The sequence below is a fragment of the Williamsia sp. SKLECPSW1 genome (assembly GCF_054332755.1).
This window is the reverse complement of record NZ_JBTGLI010000001.1, coordinates 2,748,062-2,766,428: the sequence shown is the minus strand read 5'-3', so window position 1 is coordinate 2,766,428 and position 18,367 is coordinate 2,748,062. Positions and strand designations below refer to the sequence as shown.

At 70.3% G+C, this 18,367-nt stretch carries 18 protein-coding genes; 8 read left to right on the top strand and 10 right to left on the bottom strand.

From position 1 onward, the window contains the following. The first annotated feature begins 2 nt into the window (after nucleotides 1–2). Nucleotides 3–1,415, top strand: coding sequence for an amidase (locus tag ACXVUM_RS13030; RefSeq protein WP_458522198.1), 1,413 nt, complete (start codon nucleotides 3–5; stop codon nucleotides 1,413–1,415). Nucleotides 1,416–1,515: 100 nt separating this feature from the next. On the opposite strand, the gene ACXVUM_RS13025 is transcribed toward ACXVUM_RS13030, so the two are convergent. Continuing rightward, on the bottom strand, nucleotides 1,516–2,769 hold the full coding sequence (locus tag ACXVUM_RS13025; protein ID WP_458522197.1) for an FAD-binding domain-containing protein: 1,254 nt from the start codon (nucleotides 2,767–2,769) through the stop codon (nucleotides 1,516–1,518). 19 nt (nucleotides 2,770–2,788) lie between these two features. Further along, nucleotides 2,789–3,793, bottom strand: a complete 1,005-nt coding sequence (locus ACXVUM_RS13020) for an aldo/keto reductase family protein (RefSeq protein ID WP_458522196.1) — start codon at nucleotides 3,791–3,793, stop codon at nucleotides 2,789–2,791. Nucleotides 3,794–4,167: 374 nt separating this feature from the next. Between ACXVUM_RS13020 and ACXVUM_RS13015 the strand changes: the two genes are divergently transcribed. Next, a complete protein-coding gene (locus tag ACXVUM_RS13015; protein ID WP_458522195.1) occupies nucleotides 4,168–4,929 on the top strand; it encodes a hypothetical protein in 762 nt (253 codons plus the stop codon). Here ACXVUM_RS13015 and ACXVUM_RS13010 read toward each other — a convergent pair. After that, nucleotides 4,917–5,606, bottom strand: coding sequence for an HAD-IA family hydrolase (locus ACXVUM_RS13010; protein ID WP_458522194.1), 690 nt, complete (start codon nucleotides 5,604–5,606; stop codon nucleotides 4,917–4,919). The genes ACXVUM_RS13015 and ACXVUM_RS13010 overlap by 13 nt on opposite strands. Before the next feature lie 100 nt (nucleotides 5,607–5,706). Here ACXVUM_RS13010 and ACXVUM_RS13005 point away from each other — a divergent pair, with 100 nt between their 5' ends. Further along, entirely contained in the window at nucleotides 5,707–6,702 is a 996-nt protein-coding gene (locus ACXVUM_RS13005; RefSeq protein WP_458522193.1) for an isopenicillin N synthase family dioxygenase, read from the top strand. 10 nt (nucleotides 6,703–6,712) lie between these two features. Here ACXVUM_RS13005 and ACXVUM_RS13000 read toward each other — a convergent pair whose 3' ends face one another. After that, a complete protein-coding gene (locus ACXVUM_RS13000) occupies nucleotides 6,713–8,044 on the bottom strand; it encodes a lipase family alpha/beta hydrolase (RefSeq protein WP_458522192.1) in 1,332 nt (443 codons plus the stop codon). Nucleotides 8,045–8,375: 331 nt separating this feature from the next. Between ACXVUM_RS13000 and ACXVUM_RS12995 the strand changes: the two genes are divergently transcribed. Together ACXVUM_RS12995 and ACXVUM_RS12990 are read left to right on the top strand one after the other, a co-directional pair. Beyond that, nucleotides 8,376–8,651, top strand: a complete 276-nt coding sequence (locus ACXVUM_RS12995; RefSeq protein ID WP_458522191.1) for a GlsB/YeaQ/YmgE family stress response membrane protein — start codon at nucleotides 8,376–8,378, stop codon at nucleotides 8,649–8,651. A 43-nt stretch (nucleotides 8,652–8,694) separates the two neighbouring features. Then, a complete protein-coding gene (locus ACXVUM_RS12990) occupies nucleotides 8,695–9,906 on the top strand; it encodes a TY-Chap domain-containing protein (RefSeq protein ID WP_458522190.1) in 1,212 nt (403 codons plus the stop codon). A 16-nt stretch (nucleotides 9,907–9,922) separates the two neighbouring features. On the opposite strand, the gene ACXVUM_RS12985 is transcribed toward ACXVUM_RS12990, so the two are convergent. Continuing rightward, a complete protein-coding gene (locus ACXVUM_RS12985) occupies nucleotides 9,923–10,375 on the bottom strand; it encodes a MarR family winged helix-turn-helix transcriptional regulator (protein WP_458522189.1) in 453 nt (150 codons plus the stop codon). Nucleotides 10,376–10,473: 98 nt separating this feature from the next. Between ACXVUM_RS12985 and ACXVUM_RS12980 the strand changes: the two genes are divergently transcribed. Both ACXVUM_RS12980 and ACXVUM_RS12975 read left to right on the top strand, forming a co-directional pair. Next, nucleotides 10,474–11,784, top strand: a complete 1,311-nt coding sequence (locus ACXVUM_RS12980; protein WP_458522188.1) for an MFS transporter — start codon at nucleotides 10,474–10,476, stop codon at nucleotides 11,782–11,784. 427 nt (nucleotides 11,785–12,211) lie between these two features. Then, nucleotides 12,212–13,474, top strand: a complete 1,263-nt coding sequence (locus ACXVUM_RS12975; protein WP_458522187.1) for a TY-Chap domain-containing protein — start codon at nucleotides 12,212–12,214, stop codon at nucleotides 13,472–13,474. Here ACXVUM_RS12975 and ACXVUM_RS12970 read toward each other — a convergent pair. The 5 genes from ACXVUM_RS12970 to ACXVUM_RS12950 form a co-directional block, all read right to left on the bottom strand. Beyond that, a complete protein-coding gene (locus ACXVUM_RS12970) occupies nucleotides 13,449–14,972 on the bottom strand; it encodes an alpha/beta hydrolase (RefSeq protein WP_458522186.1) in 1,524 nt (507 codons plus the stop codon). The two genes, ACXVUM_RS12975 and ACXVUM_RS12970, sit on opposite strands and share 26 nt — an antisense overlap. Next, nucleotides 14,969–15,265 (bottom strand): hypothetical protein, encoded by a 297-nt coding sequence (locus tag ACXVUM_RS12965; protein WP_458522185.1) that lies wholly within the window; start codon nucleotides 15,263–15,265, stop codon nucleotides 14,969–14,971. Before ACXVUM_RS12965 ends, ACXVUM_RS12970 begins: the two co-directional genes overlap by 4 nt. 123 nt (nucleotides 15,266–15,388) lie before the next feature. Continuing rightward, entirely contained in the window at nucleotides 15,389–16,183 is a 795-nt protein-coding gene (locus ACXVUM_RS12960; protein WP_458522184.1) for an acyl-CoA thioesterase domain-containing protein, read from the bottom strand. Then, nucleotides 16,180–17,460: a uracil-xanthine permease family protein gene (locus ACXVUM_RS12955; protein ID WP_458522873.1), complete on the bottom strand. Its 1,281-nt coding sequence runs from the start codon at nucleotides 17,458–17,460 to the stop codon at nucleotides 16,180–16,182. Before ACXVUM_RS12955 ends, ACXVUM_RS12960 begins: the two co-directional genes overlap by 4 nt. A gap of 112 nt (nucleotides 17,461–17,572) precedes the next feature. Continuing rightward, the gene (locus tag ACXVUM_RS12950) at nucleotides 17,573–17,758 is read right to left on the bottom strand and encodes a hypothetical protein (RefSeq protein WP_458522183.1); all 186 of its coding nucleotides are present in this window, start codon (nucleotides 17,756–17,758) and stop codon (nucleotides 17,573–17,575) included. A 163-nt stretch (nucleotides 17,759–17,921) separates the two neighbouring features. On the opposite strand from ACXVUM_RS12950, the gene ACXVUM_RS12945 reads away from it, so the two are divergent. Then, entirely contained in the window at nucleotides 17,922–18,338 is a 417-nt protein-coding gene (locus tag ACXVUM_RS12945; protein WP_458522182.1) for a nitroreductase/quinone reductase family protein, read from the top strand. The last annotated feature ends 29 nt before the right edge of the window (nucleotides 18,339–18,367 follow it).

Below are 18,367 nucleotides of genomic sequence, written 5' to 3'. Positions count from 1 at the left end.
CGGTGTCAGCACTGGCTGGCGCCGTCGGCCGAGGCGAGGTCACCGCAGCGTCGGTGATCGAACAGGCCGCTGCTCGGATGGAGATGTTCGACGCCGAGTTGAATGCCTTCTGCACCCCCACCCCGGACGTTGCTCGGGCGCAGGCCGCCACGATCGACGCCGACGTCGCCGCGGGCCGCGCGGTCGGCGCGTTGGCCGGGGTGCCCTACGCCGTCAAAGACCTGATCTGCACCCGAGGGACCCGCACCACCTCCGGGTCGGTGGCCTACCGCGACTTCGTCCCGGACGAGGACGACATCGTCGTCGAGCGGTGTACGAGTGCAGGAGCGATCAGCCTCGGCAAGACGAACGCCAGCGAGTTCGGTTACAGCGCAACGGGCCAGAATCCGCTGTTCCCCACCACGACCAACCCCTGGGACACAGCGCGGACGCCGGGCGGATCCAGTGCCGGGTCGGCTGCCGCGGTCGCCGCCGGCATCGTCCCGTTCGCGCTCGGCAGCGACGGTGGCGGATCCATTCGCATACCGGCTGCCTTCACCGGCCTGGTGGGGTTCAAGCCGTCGATGGGCCGCGTGCCCGTGTATCCGGGATGTCGTGACCAGCGCTACCCCGGTGTGTCCGGTTGGGAGAGCATCGAACACATCGGGCCGATCTGCCGCACCGTCGCCGACGCGTCATCGGTGATGGCCGTGCTCGCAGGCCCCGACTCCCGCGACCGGCACAGTATCCCGGCGGGTGACGTGGACTGGGCGTCGGCCGGGCGGCCGCGATCTGTGGAGGGTCTACGCGTCGCGTTCAGCGTCGACCTCGGTCATCTCCTGGTCGATCCCGAAGTCCGGACTCTCGTCACCGCCGCCGTCACATCGCTGCAGGACGATCTCCGGTGTCACGTCACCGTGGTCGATCCTGGATTCACCGAACCGGGCGATCACTTCACCGCCCTGATCATGGCGGAGACCGACCTCGTCGGGATGCGGGCGATGGTGGACGAGATCGGCGATCAGATGTCGCCACACCTCGTCTCGATGGTGACAACCGCCTGGATGGCCGAAGACTTCACGCAAGCGAACCTGTGGCGCAAGTCGGTCGTCAACCGGATGGCACGCTTCATGTCGTCATTCGACGTGCTCATCACCCCGACCACGAGTGTCCCGGCCTTCGCCACAGGGGTGCAGGGGCCCGACACCATCGACGGGCACCCGGTCTCCGACACCGCATGGCAGGGCTTCACTTTCCCGGCCAACCTGACAGGGCAGCCGGCCATCAGCGTTCCTGCGGGCGTCACCGCAGGGGGCCTCCCTGTCGGCATGCAGATCGTGGGTCGACATCTCGACGACACGACCGTGCTGCGGTTGGCCGCGTCGTGGGAGGCGCACAGTGACTTCCCATCACGGCGACCACCCGGGTACCCGTGACAAGCGTGCCGCGCCGGATCAGAAACTCGGCGGCGGGTTTCGGCCCGGTCGGCGACGGGTTTCGGCCCGGTCGGCGGGGAATTTTGGCACGCTCGGGGGGTCAGCGCGGGGTGCCGACGGCCTTGCGCCAGGCACTCAACGATCGGACCGGCGCCCGCGTCGGGTGCACCAACCACGGCCACGGGTGGATCTCCTCCGGCTGGAGGCGGTCGGCGATACGCCGCCACCCGGGCACCGGCGTCCAGGTCGCGGCGAGTGACATCCCGTCGAGTTCGTCGGCCACCACCCCGCGGCGAACCGTCACCGCTCGACGCGCGGCCAGGTCACCCAGGCACTCGGCCAGGAACACCAACCGTTTGCCGGACAACGACAACCGCGACAGCAGGGGCTCGTCGAAGACGAACACGGCAGGTCGGGACTCGTCGACGGCCAGCGCGGGATCGGCGTCGCCGAGGGACTCCGCGGTCAGCCACACCGCGTCCGCGGTCCCGCTGCTCGCGGGTTCGTCGGGGCCGGAGGGTATCTCGGCGGGCCCGAGGTACGGCCCGTCGACGGGGGCGCCACGACCGTCGGGCGGCCAGTCCTCGATGGGGCAGTTCGCGGCGAGCGAGCACTCGTCGCAGAGTGCCGGCGACCGCTTGCGCACCTGCCATCGGCTGAACCCGTAGGGCTTGCCCGACCCGGTCCCGACCGTCCACTGCCAGCCAAGGCGGTTGGCGGCCCGCGACCCGTCGAGGAGGTGCGCGAACATCTCGTCCTCACCGTCGCGCCACGTCGCGCCCACCCGGACCGCCCACTGCGACGCCGCCCACATCCGGGTCTGGTTGACCAGCCAGCCGTTGTCGTGGAGTTCGTCGACGACGAGCTGCATACACCGCATCTCGGTCGGCCACGGGTCACCGCCGAACGGCCGGTCGCCGACGGGCAGACCGCGTCGCGGCTGCTCGTAGCGCAGCGACCGCCCGAGATCCGTCCCGACGCGGGCGTAGAGGTGGCGTGCGTACTCCTGCCAGAGCAACTCGTCGCGGTACTTGCCGCGGTCGCGGCCGGGCGCGTCGGACACGGCATCCCACACCTCCCGCAGTGGGGTGAGGCCGTGGCGGATGTAGGGCGACATACGGCTGGCACCGCGACGACCTTCCGGCAGCACCTCGTTGCGCCGCGCCGCGTACCCGGTGATGTCGAGGCCGCCGAGCGCGATGTCGGCGGCGGTCTGCCCGCCGGTGAAGGCGCCGCCGGCGATGTCGGCGGGTTCTTCCCGGACCAGGTCACCCAGGTGCTCGGCGACCCACGCGACCGACGCCGCGTGGTCGCCGTCGGGGCCGGGCTCGGGCGGTGTCGGGAGGGCGGTCACCCTCCCGACAACACCGCCGTCAGGCCAGACGCTTCCCGGGGCTGCGCGTGAGGTCGGGGTCGGTGATGATCGCGTCGCCGAGTGCGGCGTCGATCCGCGACAGCACGTCGGCCTCCAACGTCACCTCGGACGCCTTCACGTTCTCGGTGATCTGCTCGGGACGCGACGCACCGACGAGCGCGGCCGAGACGTTGTCGTTGGCGAGGACCCACGCCACCGCCAGCTGGGCCATCGTGATGCCGAGGTCGTCGGCGATGGGCTGCAGGTCCTGCACCCGCGTGAGCACGTCGTCGGTGAGGTAGCGCTTGATCATCTCGTCGCCACCCTTGTCGTCGGTGGCGCGCGACCCGGCGGGCGGCGCCTGTCCCGGCTTGTACTTGCCGGTCAGCACGCCCTGCGCGATCGGCGACCACACGATCTGACCGATCCCCAGCTCGCGGGAGGTCGGCACCACGCGCTCCTCGATGACCCGCCACAGCGCGGAGTACTGCGGCTGGTTGGAGACGATCGAGAACCCGGCCTGACGTGCCAGGGTCTGCCCCGCACGCAACTGGTCGGCGGTCCACTCCGAGACGCCGATGTAGAGCGCCTTGCCCGAGCGGACGACGTCGGCGAACGCGGCGATCGTCTCCTCGAGCGGGGTCTCGTGGTCGTAGCGATGTGCCTGATACAGATCGACGTAGTCGACGCCGAGGCGTCGCAGCGAGTTGTCGATGCCCTCACGGATGTGCTTGCGCGACAACCCCGTGTCGTTGGGGCCGCGTTCGCCGACCGGGAAGTAGACCTTGGTGAAGATCTCGAGGCCCTCGCGACGCTGACCCTGCAGGGCCTTGCCCAGCACCTCCTCGGCGGCGCCGTTCGCGTAGACGTCGGCGGTGTCGAAGGTGGTGATCCCCGCGTCCAGCGCGGCGTGCACGCACTTCTCGGCGACGTCGTTCTCGACCTGCGACCCGTGCGTCAGCCAGTTGCCGTAGGTGATCTCCGAGACCTTCAGACCGCTGCTGCCGAGATACCGATACGCCATGTGTCACTCACCGCTCTCATCGCCTCGCCCGATCGCCTCGGGCGCCGTTCGTGGACCTCCCCGACTGTAGGCGCGCCGTCGGGAACACCCATGCGTGCGCATCACGGTTCGGACCCGATCGGACGAATCGGGCACATGTGTGCGGCACAGAATGTGAGCGTCGCTATCATGATCAGACCCCGGACGTCGACCGACTCGCCGTGCGGGTGACAGATCTTGTCGGACCCCGTTCGTACGGTCAGTGGTGAGAGGGAAGCGATGACCGACTCGACGTCGCAGGTGACGGCCGAGATCGTGCGCGCGCGAACGGTTCTCCCGACGCCGTCGCAACCCCTCACCGGAATCGCCCTTCCCTGACGAGATCGGATCGACACATGGACCCCTCCACCGACAACTGGGTGCCGCGGACACATGTGCTCATCCGGGGCCCGGCGGACGACGGGTACGAGATCCCCGGCTGGGTCGAGCTGGGTGAGCGCGTCATCGGCCTCGTCGCCACCGACACGTGGGCGATCGACGGCGTGTACGACGTGGCGGCTTCCGAACGTCGACGCCACGGATCACGCCTGGTCCCCGTCGCCCCGTTCGTGGACCACTGCGGGGTGTCGCTCCCGGCGGTCGAGCGTCGGATGCGCCGGGCGATGCCGCGGTCGGTCACGACGCTGGAGGTCGGCTGGGCCGACCTCACGGTCTCGGCGATCCGCGCCGAGACCATCTCCCCCACACCGTGGCATCGTGTCGACCACCGCTGCGCCACCAGGGAGCTCACCGAGTACGACGCCGTCATCGCACGGACCTGGGGCTGCAACACCTGTGGCCGCGATCCGCGGACCGAGTACACACCCCGGTTCGAGGCCCACTGTGTGGGCCTGCGGATCGACCCGAGGATCGACCTCGACATCACCGTCGCCGTGTGCCCGTCGTGTCACGAGATCCTGCATCAACCGCTCGCGCCGTCCGCCACCGAGCTCATGTACGGGCTTCGACCGGAGTGCCCCAACTGCGGTGCACGCCACGCCGACATCGTCACCGTGAACCACGCCGACGCACCCCTGCCGATCGGCGTCACCACGTCGACGTTGCCGCCGAACGAATCCCCCGACTTCGTCTGCGGCGCCTGCGGTCACGGGTGGTGACGGGTGAGCGCGGGTCCCAGATCGGTGAATGACGTAACCGTGTGATCGGGCGCGGTGAACGCCTGCGGGTAGTCGTCGCCGTCCCGGTTGATCCACGCCGTCTGCAGTCCGGATAAACGGGCACCCTCGAGGTCCCAGGGGTGTACGGCCACCATCAGCGCCTCAGACGGTTCGACGCCGGCGCACCACAAGCCGTGCTGGTAGGACGCCGGCCCCGGCTTCCACGTCCGCGTATCTGCGACGGAGAGGTAGTCGGTGATCGCCGAGCCCGCCTCGGTCGACCCGAGGAGACCTCGCGCGACGTCGGCCGAGCCGTTGCTGAGCGTGTACACCCGCACCCCCACAGCGGCGAGCGCGACGATGCCGGGCACGACGTCGGCGTGGGGCGCGGCATCGACGAAGCTCTGCAGCAGCGCACCTGCCGCGTCGTCCACCGAATCGGCGGCCCGAGACGGATCGGTCCGGCGCAGCATCGACCGCAGCTGATCGCGTCCGAGATCGGCGAACGACGGGTTCTCGCCGAACACGGTCAGCGCGAACCCGTCGCGGAGGACCGACAGGTACCAGATGCGCACGTCGCGCGCGTGCAGGCCGGCGTCGACGAACGCGGGTTCGACGGAGGTGAGGTCGGACAGGGTGTCGTTGACGTCGAGGAACGCGACGGTCGGGCGGGGCATGCGGTCTCCTTCGATGGGCTCGACTCCGGTCTACCCGTCGTCACGATCAGCGGGAGCGCAACCCCGGCGCCCACCCCGTGACGGACCTACCCTCGACGAGGTGCTGCCGCTGATCTCGCTCGCCGACCTCGACACCGCAGCGGGACGCTCCCGCCTCGCCGAGGTGTCACGCACCGTCGGCTTCTTCCACCTCACCGACCACGCCGTACCGGACACGGTCCAGCACCGGTTGGTCGAGTCGGCCCACCGCTTCTTCGCGCTGCCCCAGGCGGACAAGGACGCCGTCGCGATGGTGAACAGCCCACACTTCCGCGGCTACAACCGTCTCGGCGGGGAGCTCACCAACGGCCGGGTGGATAGGCGCGAACAGATCGACATCGCGACCGACCGCGACCCGATCCCCGACGCCACCGGGCCGATGCGTCTGCAGGGTCGCAACCAGTGGCCCGTCGCGCTGCCCGGACTACGCACGGCGGTCGAGGCCTATCAGCGGGAGCTGGAACGGGTGTCGCAGACGCTGCTGCGTGGGTGGTCGCAGGCTCTCGGCGCGCCGCCGGACTTCTTCGACGACGCGTTCTCACTCCCGGCGACGCTGATGAAACTGGTCCGGTATCCGGCCAGGCCGGTCGACGACCACGACGCCAGTCCACAGGGCATGGGATCGCAGGGCGTGGGGGCACACAAGGACTCGGGTGTCCTGACCGTCCTGCTGGCACAGGAGGGGTCGACGGGGTTACAGGTCGAGCAGACCGACGGCACCTGGGTCGAGGCGACTCCGCAGCCGGGGACGTTCATCGTCAACATCGGCGAGATGCTCGAGGTGGCCACGAACGGACGACTGGTCGCGACCCGACATCGCGTGGTCACCCCGCCCGGAGCACCCGAACGCCTGTCGATCCCGTACTTCTACGCGCCATCCCTCGACGCGGTGATGCCGCGGATCCCGACCACCGATGGGCCGCCGTCGTCGATCACCGCCGACCCCGACAACCCGCTCTACGACACCTACGGCGAGAACACCTGGAAGAGCCGGACCCGCGCGCACCCCGACGTCGTCGCGCGGTGGTATCCCGACGAGGTCGTCGCACGCGTCTGAGAGGCGCTGTCTAGCACCGGCCCAGGTCGGAACCGCGCGGCTCCACGGGCGCCGTCTCGGTCCCGGACCCCGCCCCGACCAGTGCCCGCCCCTCGTCCGCGCCCACCCCTCGCAGGCGCGGCAGGAGCCATTCGTACACCGAGTCGTCGTTCAGCAGGGTGAAGTGATTCGCCGAGCTGATCGCGAATCCGTCCTCGTCGCGGAATCCGAGGTGCCGCTTCTTGTTCCGACCGATCGCGCTGGGGACGAGAACCAGGCCGTCCCCGACGACACGCCCCACCGGGTGCCGCGCATCGCGCGTGACCGTCGCCGAGACGAACAGATGCGTCGCATGCGTCAGGAGGGGGACCTCCTGCACCGCCGCCACCCGCAGGGCGTCGAGATCACGACCGGACCAGTCCTCGTCGACGAGCGACCCGTGGAACAGGTCTCGGACGCCGGAGCTGCGCCGACGGAGGAGGTGGGCGAACGGACGCGACTCGGGCAGGACATGCAGGGCCGCGGCGAGGTAATGCACCGACCGGGCAAGGGGTGCACCGAGATGCGGCGAGCCCAGCGAGACGACGGTGTCCACCGACCGCACCCAGTCCGCACCCTCGGGCTCGGCGCGGTGGCACGCCGACCGGGCCACGAGACCGCCCATCGAGTGCCCGACCAGGGTGATGCGGCGCACCGGAACGGGCCATGCCGCGACGATGTCCGCGAGCAGACGGTCGAGTTCGCGTCCGTTCTGCGAGATGTGGCGGCCGGTGTTGTAGCGGACCTGGATCTCCGTCGCGTTCAGGTCGTCGGCCAGGCGCGCACCGTAGGTGGGACGTCCGCCGATCCGCCAGGCCGACTCGGTCTCCATCAGTCCGTGCAGGAACACCACGAGATGGCCGGTGGCGGTGGGGAACGCGTGGCGGAGCGCGTCGGGCATCGGCGGGACGGGTGCGCCGTCGACGCGGATCGCCATCGGCTCGGCCAGCGGACTGCGCGCGGCGTGCAGCTCGTCGCCGATGAGCCCGTTGACGGCCGCGATCATCGCGCTTCCCTTCACCGTCTGCGACGGTGGGCGCCCCCATCCGTCGGCCGTCTTGTCGGCGACGTCGGACGCGGTGTCACACATCGCGGTGATCGTCGTGTAGGTCCCGCCGGCGATGGCGTCGTGCAGCAGCTTGGCCGGGGTGACGAAGTCGGAGAGCCCCACGGGCCGCAACCCGACCCGCAGACCCCTGAAGACGTGCTCGCTGAACGCCGAGTGCACTTTCGCGATCCCGGTGGTCGCGTCGCCGAGCTCGGCGAAGGCGAGCCGACCGAGTTCACGCAGCTCCGCTCTCCGTCGGTGCTCGAGGGTGTCCATGGCGCCGAGTGTACAACTGTTCACTGAAAACGGGCCGCGGCTGCGTTCGCCCGCTCACGCGCGCAGCTCGCTCCAGGCACCGGTCGACCCCGCCGCACGCGACTCCTCCGGACCGCACCCTCGGCGGGGTGTTTCGGCACGCTCGGCGATGCTGATTCGTGACCTGAACGGCCCCCGGCAACACGATCTGATGGCGTTCGGCGCGCGGGGGTTATGTCCGCCTCACGACGAGACGAGACTTTCCCCTGCATGACCGTCATCGGGGACGACCAGACCCGCCGTCCCCACCCAGCCCGGTCACGCGACCGGGCGACGCAAAGGAGCGTGCATCATGATCGGCACCATCATCAGTGCGATCGTCGTCGGTTTGATCGTGGGCGCCCTCGCGCGCCTGGTCCTGCCCGGCAAGCAGAGCATCGGGGTGATCATGACGATCATCCTCGGCATCGTCGGATCGCTGCTCGGGTCCTGGATCACCTACAAGGTCGGCTACGACAACGCGAACGGCGGGTGGGAGATCATCCCGTTCATCGTCGGCATCGTCGTCGCCGCGATCCTGATCGCGGGCTACGTCGCCATCACCGGCCGCCGGTCGGTCCGGAGCTGACACCAGCATCACCCCGCCCACACCGCGACCAGGAAGCCAGGACATGACCGCGAGCACCCGCTTCGACACGGCGCTCGAGGATTCCTGGCTGACGTTCCGGACCGGGCTGGCCGATCTCCTCGTCGACGTCACCGTCGACGAGGAGATCGTCGTCCGTCGCTCGCACGACGCGGGCGATCCGTGGGCACCCCTGCTGTCCTTCGTCGTGACCGGTGCACGTCGGGTGCGGTGCACGATCCTCGCCTCCGGCGTCACCGTCGACCAGGTCGCGGTCCTGCGCGGCGACGGTTGGCGAGTTCTCCGTGACGGCCGGGTCATCCGCGAGCACGGCCGCCGGCGCGTCGACGAGGTCTGCGCCGCGGCCACCGATGTGCTCCGCGAGATGTGCGACGTGCTCCACCCCGCGTTCCTCGCGCCGATCGACACCGGCGCCGACACAGGCACGACCACCTCCACCCCGCGCGAGATCGTCCCCACGGCGTCGTCGCAGGCGGTCCCGGTCGCCGACACCGAACACCTGCAGGAACTCCTCCTCGACACCCTGGCCGGCCACGCCGACGACGCGTTCGTCGACGCGGGCGGGGACATCCGCGTCCAGATGGGCACGCAGACGATCCAGTTGCGCGTCCACCCCACGCGTCCCGTCGTCGAGTTCGTCGCGTGCGTCGCGGCCGTCCTCGTCGACGACCGGACCGTCAACGAGATCGTCATCGCCGAGGGATCGCGGTGGACCGGCGTCGCCGTCCACGTCCTGGACGGCCACGTCTGGGCCACACAACGACTCGTGGTCCCCACCTTCGTCGCCGCCAACGTGATCGCGGCCATCGAGTCCTGGCGCGACTTCCTGCGCGACGGGGCACCGGCCATCACCGCGCGCATCGTCCATGCCGCCGATCCCGTCGGACAGGGACGTGTGCACGAACCCAGCCCCGACCACGTCGAGAAGCTCCTCGACACCCTGACCGCGCTGACCACGCCGGGCGCACCGCTGCCGTCCGCCGGCGTGGCGCGGCTGTGCGAGGAGAACGCGGTCGTCGCCCGACGCTGCCTGATCACCGGAGCGCGGCGACTGCTGATCATCGGGTCGGCGAAACGACAGGCCGCCGACGGCGGGGATCTCGACGCCGCCACCCGCCTGGAACACGACCGTCAGCTGTGCCGGACGATGCTCATGTCGGTGAGCGGTGCGGTCGACCTGCTCCGCGAGCGCGACAGCCAGAGCTCCTCACGACACCCGGGCGGGTCCGCGCGCTGAGTCGCGCGCCGACGCGTCACCGCGCGGTCGTCGACGCATCCTCGCGGTGCGCGGCACGGATCTCCCGGACCCGACGCAGCGCGTCGACGGCGTCGGCGAGGGCGGCCCGTTCTGACTCCGAGAGCTCGTCGAGCGTCGACGACACGAGTCGGCTGCCCACACGGCGTCGGTTCGCCACGTACTCCCGACCGCGATCGGTCACGGTGACCAGTGCCGCCCGACGGTCCCGGGGATCGGGCCCGCGCTCGACCAGCCCCTCCCGCTCCAGCGCGGTGACCAGCGCCGTCATCGACGGCTGTGCGACACCTTCGGAGGCGGCCAGCTCGGTGATGCGACGGGGGCCGCGACGGACGAGCGTCGAGAGCGTCGCGACCGACGTCAGACTCATGTCGCGCGGCATCTGACGGACGAGTTCGGTCGCCAGGGCGTACACCGCCTCGCCGATCTCGTCGGTCGCCCCATCGCTCATGCCGGTCAGCATAGGAGCCCTCCCGCCCATTGCATAGACGATTTATATAGAGTACCTATGGATAGGTCAACCGCAGCCGCCAGCACAGGGGTGTCACCGTGTCGCACTCGTCCGGATCGTTCGCCGACGCCTTCCGCCAACCCAAGGCCGTGTGGGCCGTCGCATTCGCCTGCGTCATCTCGTTCATGGGCATCGGCCTCGTCGACCCGATCCTGCCGTCGCTGTCCTCGCAGCTCGACGCGTCGCCGTCACAGGTGACGCTGTTGTTCACCAGCTACCTCGTCGTGACCGCGGTCGCGATGCTCGTGACGGGCTGGGTGTCGAGCCGCATCGGCGCCAAGCGCACCCTCATCGCGGGCCTCGTCCTCATCGTCGCGTTCGCCGCCCTGGCCGGGTTCTCCGGCAGCATCGCCGAGATCGTCGGGTTCCGCGCCGGCTGGGGTCTGGGCAACGCGCTCTTCATCGCCACGTCACTGGCCGTCATCGTCGGTTCCGCGTCCGGCGGATTCGGCGGCGCGATCATCCTGTACGAGGCGGCCCTCGGCGTCGGCATCGCCTCTGGACCGCTGCTCGGCGGCCTCCTGGGCAACATCTCCTGGCGCGGACCGTTCTTCGGCGTCGCCGTGCTGATGCTCATCGCGCTGGTCGCGACCATCACCCTCGTGCCGGCCACGCCCGTGCCGGAGAAGAAGTCGTCCATCCGCGAACCGCTCACGGCCCTGCGCCATCGCAGTCTGGCCACCACCAGCGTCACCGGGCTGCTCTACAACTGGGCGTTCTTCACCATCCTCGGGTACGCCCCGTTCCTGATGAAGCTCTCCGCGTTGAAGCTCGGTGCGGTGTTCTTCGCCTGGGGCATCCTCGTCGCGATCTTCGCGGTGTTCGGCGCACCGCTGCTCAAGAACCGCTTCGGCACCACCCGGACCCTCTACGGCGCCCTGAGCGGGATGGCCGTCGCGTGCCTGCTCATCGGCATCTTCTCCGGCAACCAGGCGGTGGTGATCGGGGCCACCATTGCGTCGGGCATCGTCGTGGGACTCAACAACACCCTCGTGACGACCGCGGTCATGAGCATCGCGCCGGTCGAACGGTCGGTCGCGTCCGCGACCTACGGCTTCGTCCGCTTCATCGGTGGCGGGCTGGCGCCGTTCGCCGCGGGCAAGCTCGTCGAGCACTACAACGCCCACGTGCCGTTCGTCCTCGGTGCCGTGACCGCGGTGCTCGCCGCGGTCGTGTTGTTCACGGTTCGTCGCGACATCGATGCCGCCGACGTGGACGAGACGCAACCGGAGTCGCATGAGCGCCGCGACGCCGAGTCCGCCGTGTCGCAGGTCCCCGCCGACGAGTCCGAGGCCGTCCTCGCCCACGAGGCCCTCGTCGAGGACGAGCGGTACGCGTCGCGTCCCTGACGCCGTGTCCGATCTCCGCGTCCCCAGCTGCCGCCGTGGTCATGACGACCGCGGCGGCAGCTGTCGTCGCTGATCTCGACCTCCCCGTCGGCCGATCGCATGAATCTTCGCGGCACGAAGTAACAAGTGATCGTCACACACCGACGAGCAGGACATGTCCCGTACATCCGATCCGCCCGCCGCGACTCGTCGTCGCCTCACCACCGTGCTCTGGTGGTCGGTCATCGTGCTCTGGGTCGTCGTCGTGATAGCAGGCCTGGCCGCCTGATCGCCGGGGCACCGACGAGGCGAGCGTCCCGACGTCGGGGTACTCGTCGATGCCGCATCTCGTCACCATCTGAGCACGGCGCCGGTGTCGGACCCCGCGACTACCTTCTCCCCCATCACCACGACGGCGACGTCGGCGGACACGGGAGGAGGGGCGGTCATGGAGGACTTCGACGACGCGGTCGAGGCAGGCTGGCGACGGTTCACCGTCGATCTCGGCGACCGCCTGGCGACCATGGAACCCGGGGACTCGTACGTGCTGAACCTGGGTTTCCTGTGTGACGACGGATTGGCGCGAGACCATCCGCCCTTCGTCGTGTTCACCACCCACGGCACCACGCGCGTCCGGGGCAGTGTCTGCAACGCCACCACCGTCGAGGACGCGATCCTGGCGGAGTCCGGGTGGCGTCCGCGCGGGAGGTTCCCGCGCACGATGGAGGTCACCCGTCGTCGCGCCGACCGCCTCGCCCGATGCGCGGTGGAGGTGGTGCGCGACGTGTTCTCCGTGCCCGACGCGAGTTTCGTCGACGGCACACCGGCCGCGGTCCCGCCCACCCCGGTCTCGGGTCGGCCCGACGGCCCGGAGGCGTTGCAGCACATGGTCGACGCCGCCGTCGCGGACATCTCGGGTCAACCGGCGGAGAAGGACGAGGACGGTGACATCCCCCTGCCGACCGCGGTGCCGTCGTGGCTGCGGGTGAGTCAGGACGAGGCGGCGCTCGAGGTGTTCTGCACCCGGATCACCGACGGGGAGGCGGTCACCGCCGAGATGCTGTTCGTCGTCGCCGAGCGCTGGCCGGGCGTCGCGCTGACCGTCCGCGAGGGAGCGCTCGTCGCTCGGATGCGGGTCGAGGCAGCCGACTTCTCGCCGACGAACCTGAGGTCGGAACTGGCCCGGTGGTTCACCTTCCTCGACGACGGTGCGGACGAGATCCGTTCCGCGCTCACCGAGATCGCCGAACGCGACGGCACACCCCCGACCCCCGACGAACCCACCACCGACGCGCCGTCGTCACTGATCCGCACCGCCGACGTCACGACGACAACCGGTCGCATGGTCACCCTGCCGCCGGCTCTCGAGGCCCTGCTCCTGCTCACGTCGACCACGTCGAGAACACTGCGCCCGGAGGAGGTCGCGGCGGTGATGGACCGCGACCGCGACACCATCCTCCGATCGCACCGCGTGTGCATCGGGCAGCGTGACGAATGGGACACCGCCGCCGACGCAGCCGCCGACCGCGACGACGTCGAGGAGGCTCACGCCTGTCTCGTCGAGTCCTGGCGATGGGGCGACGTGGCGGCGTCGCTGCGGCACGCTCTGCGTGTGGTCCTCATCGACCGTCGACGGACGTCACCCCGCCCGCCGGAGACGCGTCGCGGTAAGCGACCCCCGCACCTCAGCGATCCGCGCGACCGGCGATGACCGCACCCATCGCGGCCAGCGTCGGTGAGCCGGGATCCCAATAGCCCGAGTGGTTCTCGGCCCCGTAGCGGCTGTGCGCATCCCACGGCGGCGATCCGGGGGCGGCCGGCAGCTGCTGCGCGCCGAACAGCGGTGATGTCGGGTCGCGTCCGAGAACGTACGGCGACGCCAGCCTGATCGGGTCGCGGCCCGCGGTGACCGCCCACACGTGGTCGGCGACGTCGTCGGCCGGAACCCCCGCGAGGTGCAGGCCACCGGCCTCGGACACGCTGCCCGCCCCCGGACTCGCGACCAGGACGACGTCACCCGCGTCCAGCGCGGCCGGACCTGACGCGGCCACGCCCACGACGGTGCTGCCGTAGCTGTGCCCGATCACCGTCTGGTGCGCGGGTTCACCGAGATGGGTGGCGCGCAGATCGGTGAGCAGCGTCGCCAGACCGGGTGCCGCGGCGCGAGCCGGGACCGCGCCGGCCGCCTCGACCAGATCGGCGGGAGCCGTGAAGTCCTGCCACACGACGACACTCACCGCGCCCGACCCACCTCCCGCCGCGTCGCGCATGGCGTCAGCTCGCTCGAGGTTCGCGCCGAGCGACGCCAGTGTCGTCCCGGTGCCGGGGACGAACACCGCGACGTGCTGCGCGACATCGGGATCCCCGACCGCCACCACCGCACGGCCGTCGTCGCGCAGTGTGAGCAGGTAGCGGCCCGGCGTCGCCAACCGACGTCGGAGGGCCCGTTCCGCGGCGGTCGTGACGCGCATCGCCGACAGTCGCGTCCGGTTGAGGCGGTCGCGATCGGCGACCGGGACACCGGGCCGGTTGCCGAGCAGAGGATCGGCGGCGGCCCATGCGGCGCGCTGGTCGACCGAGGCGGTCCGCCACACGTGTGCGACGAGGTCGGGCGGACCGATCGGTGGCGACACCGCGCTCGACCGGGGCACAGGGGTTCCGCGCCCCACCGCCTCCAGGTGCGCGGCGGCTGCATCGAGATCTGCTGCGAGCTCGCGGTCCACACCGCGGGTGGCTGCGACGAGTCGCTGGAGCGTGTCCGTGTGGAGACCCGCGTTCGTCGTCGCGATCGCCTCTGCCAGTGCAGGACTCGCGTCGGTGGGGACATCCCTGGGGCGCCGGCCCGGGATCAGGTCGACGTGATCGTCGACGACGCGGTACCCGTCGTCGGACACGGCGCGGTGGAACGCGGCTGCGGCCGCGGATGTGTGAGCGAGGTCCGGCCCGCGGCGACGCAGAGCCGCGACGACCTCCTGCGCGCCCATCGCGACTCGAGTCGCCTCGGCTCGTCGTGTCTGCACGGCATCCCGCTGGGCGTCGGCAGCGGTCCCGGTCCACGTGGCGAGTGTCGAGTCCATCGCGCGGACGACGGTGGCGATGCGCTCGTCACACCGGTCGACCAGGGTGTCGATCGCGCAGGCGATCTCGTCGAGGCGGTGGGTGTGCGCACTCCACCCCGCGACCACACCCACCCCGGCGTCCACGGTCACCGTGGACCGCGTCGGAGCGAGTCGGTGGTCGCGAGTTCGGTCTCGTCGATCGCCGTGGCGCCCAGTGCGGTTCGGCGGCCCAGATCCTCGACGCGGGCGGCGACGGCGCTCAGCGCGGCGTCGATCGCGGTCAGCGCCCGAGCGAGCGAAGCGGCGGTGCGGGACCCCTGCAGCTCGTCCTCGTCGAGCCCGAGACCTCGTAGGTCCGACCCCGCGAGTCCGGCACCGACAGCTCGCTGCACCGACGCGAGCTCGGCGACGGCCCGGACGTCGACGGTCATGTTCCCCGACATGGACGTCAGCGTAGGAACGACAGACCGCACCCTCGATCGGCCGTCGCCGGCGCACCCGGTTCCTGTGCACCCGCAGCGATCGGTGCACGGGCGAACTCCGGTGCGCCCTGCCGACGTCGACGACTACACGGGTGGATGGATGTTGGCGAGACAGGTGACCGTGCCCGTCCCCAACACGCCGTGCAGGTCCGCGAGCACGGACGTGCCGACCGCCACCCCGTCCGCGTCGACATGCGCGAGCGCCTGCACGCCGACCCATTCCGACGACGGGACCCGGGACAGGGCGGTGGTGAGGTCGCCGTTGATGTAGCCCACCCAGTTGGTGCCGATGTTGGTGACGAGGCTGGTCCATTCCGACACCATCGCCGCGCGCGCGAACGGACTCGGCTCGCGACCGGCGGTCACCTCCGGTGGCTTCCACCACGCCGCGAATCGGTCGGCGTTGCGGTGGTCGCCGAGTTCGGTGGTCCAGCCCCCGGAGGCGGAGTGGTACCAGGCCATGTGCTCCGACGACGGGTCGTCGAGTTCCGGCGGTCGTGGCGGCGCGAGGTCGGGCACCCACCGTTCACCCGGGGCGTTCTCGGTCCGCAGGTACTGCACGAATGTGGCGATCGCGACGACGTGGTCGTTCTGCACCGCCTCGGCCTGTGCGACGACGATCCGGCGGCCGGTACGGATGACCTCGGTGTGGACGACGGTGGGTGCGGTGCGGAAGGTGCGCAGCAGTTCGATCGTCAGCCGCGCCGGGGTGAACCCCTCGACCCCGTGCGCGTCCTCGAGGACCTGCGCCAGCAATCCCGCCACCGCAGGACCGGAGACGTGGTCGGGACCCCATCCCGCGAGGGATATCTCGGCGGCACGGTATGTCGGCGGAGCCGCGGGGGTCGTCGGCTCGTCGACGTCGAAGAAACTGATCACCGCTTCACGCTCTCACGTGGGGGTTCGACGACCGTCCCCCGCCATCCTCCGATCACACGCATGGCGTGATAGATGACGAGAGCGGCCACGGCCCCGAGTGCGATGCCCCCGAAGGCGAGGTCACCGATCTTCCACGCGAAGTCGGCGATGCCGATCACCAGCGGGATGGCCGCGGTGAACTGGTTGATCGGTCGCGTGAAGTCGACGCGGGCCGACACCCAGATGTTCACGCCGAGCACAGCGACGAGTCCGTAGAGGGCCGTGGTGACGCCACCGAGCACACCGGCGGGGATGGAGGCGATGACCGCGCCCACCTTCGGCGACAGACCGAGCAGCACCGCACCGACGCCGGCCACCCAGTACGCGGCGGTCGAGTAGACGCGGGTGGCCGCCATGACACCGATGTTCTCGGCGTAGGTCGTCGTCGCCGAACCGCCACCGGACCCGGCGAGGACGGTCGCGATGCCGTCCGCGGCGAGCGCGCGACCGATCTGGTGGTCGTGGTCGACGCCGGTCATCGTGGTGATCGACCGGACGTGCCCGATGTTCTCCACGACGAGCACCAGCACGACGGGGATGAACAGCGGCAGCACCGACAGGTGGAACGACGGCGCGGTGAAGTCCGGCAGCCCGACCCACGAGGCCGCACCGATCGCGTCGGTCTCGACCTTCCCGCGGGCCAGGGCGACGAGGTATCCGACGATCACGCAGACCACGATGGCCAACCGCCCGAACAGCCCGCGGAAGAAGATGAGCACCGCGACGAGCAGGACGAGGACGATCGTCGCCGTCACCGCATCCTTCGTGAAGTTCGTCTTGGCGGTCGGCGCGAGGTTCAGGCCGATGATCGCCACGATGGTGCCGGTGACGATCGGGGGCATCAGGGCCTCGATCCACCCGGTACCCGCCAGGTGCACCACCGCGCCGATCGCGACGAGCAGCGCGCCCACCACGACGAGACCTCCGAGCGCGGAACTCGCTCCGTGCGAGGCGGTCGCCGCGGTGACCGGGGCGATGATCGCGAAGCTCGAGCCCAGGTAGCTCGGCAGGCGATTGCGGGTGATGAGCAGGAACAGGATGGTGCCGATGCCGGAGAACAGCAGCGTCGTCGCCGGTGGGAAGCCGGTGAGGACGGGGACCAGGAACGTGGCGCCGAACATCGCGACGATGTGCTGCAGTCCGATCCCGATGGTCCGGGGCCAGCTGAGCCGGTCGCCCGGTGCGATGACACCGCCGTCGGCGAGGTGGTCGGCACCGACGGGCCGCCACCGGAACATGTGGGTGAGTGACGGTTCGGCCGGCGGCTGCGGCGTGGGCGCCGGCGCGGAAGGGCTGTGCGACATGCGGGTCAGTCTGACGGACGTCGCGTCGCGGCTCACGCCGAGACGGTCACCACCAGCCCGCGGACTCCTCCAGCATCTCGTCGTCGGTCAGCAGATCGGATCCCGTCGGCACCGTCGGGGCGGTGAACACCGCGGCGATCCGGGCGAGAAGACCTCGACGACGCCGACCGTCGTGTGTGGGCGGCGTCTGCGGCAGGCGGAGGTCGGCGGGCGGAGTGTCTCCGTATGGCATCTGTGACTCCCGTGTCGTCCCCCTGCGGCCCCGCGGACAACTGTACGAAGATTCGTGATCGCGAATCAGTCGTCTGAACGAATGAACTGACGAGCCGGTGAACGACGACCGACTCCGAGCCGAACAGTCGCCGGGAACGGACGCCCTGGAGCAGGATCACCGCATGAGTGATTTCAACGCCACCATCATCGAGGAGTTCCGCACCAACGGCGGGCACGTCGAGACCGCCGGCTTCGGCGACAACCTGCTGATCCTGCACACCATCGGCGCGAAGTCCGGCGAGGTCCGCGAGGCCCCGCTGTTCGCGCTGCCCGACGGCGACGCCTGGCTGGTCGTCGGGTCCGCTGCGGGCTCACCCAAGGATCCGGCGTGGGTACACAACCTGCGCGCCCACCCGCAGATCGACGTCGAGAAGCCGGGCGAGAACGGCGTCGAGACGGTGTCGGTGACCGTCACCGAGGTGGAGGGCGACGAGTGGGCACCCACATGGGACCGCTTCACCAGCGCCTCGTCGGGCTTCAGAGACTACGAGAAGACGGCGGAGGGGCGCCGCTTTCCGATCTTCCGTCTCACCCCGTGACCGATGATGTGTGGTTCTCGCGACCGAAC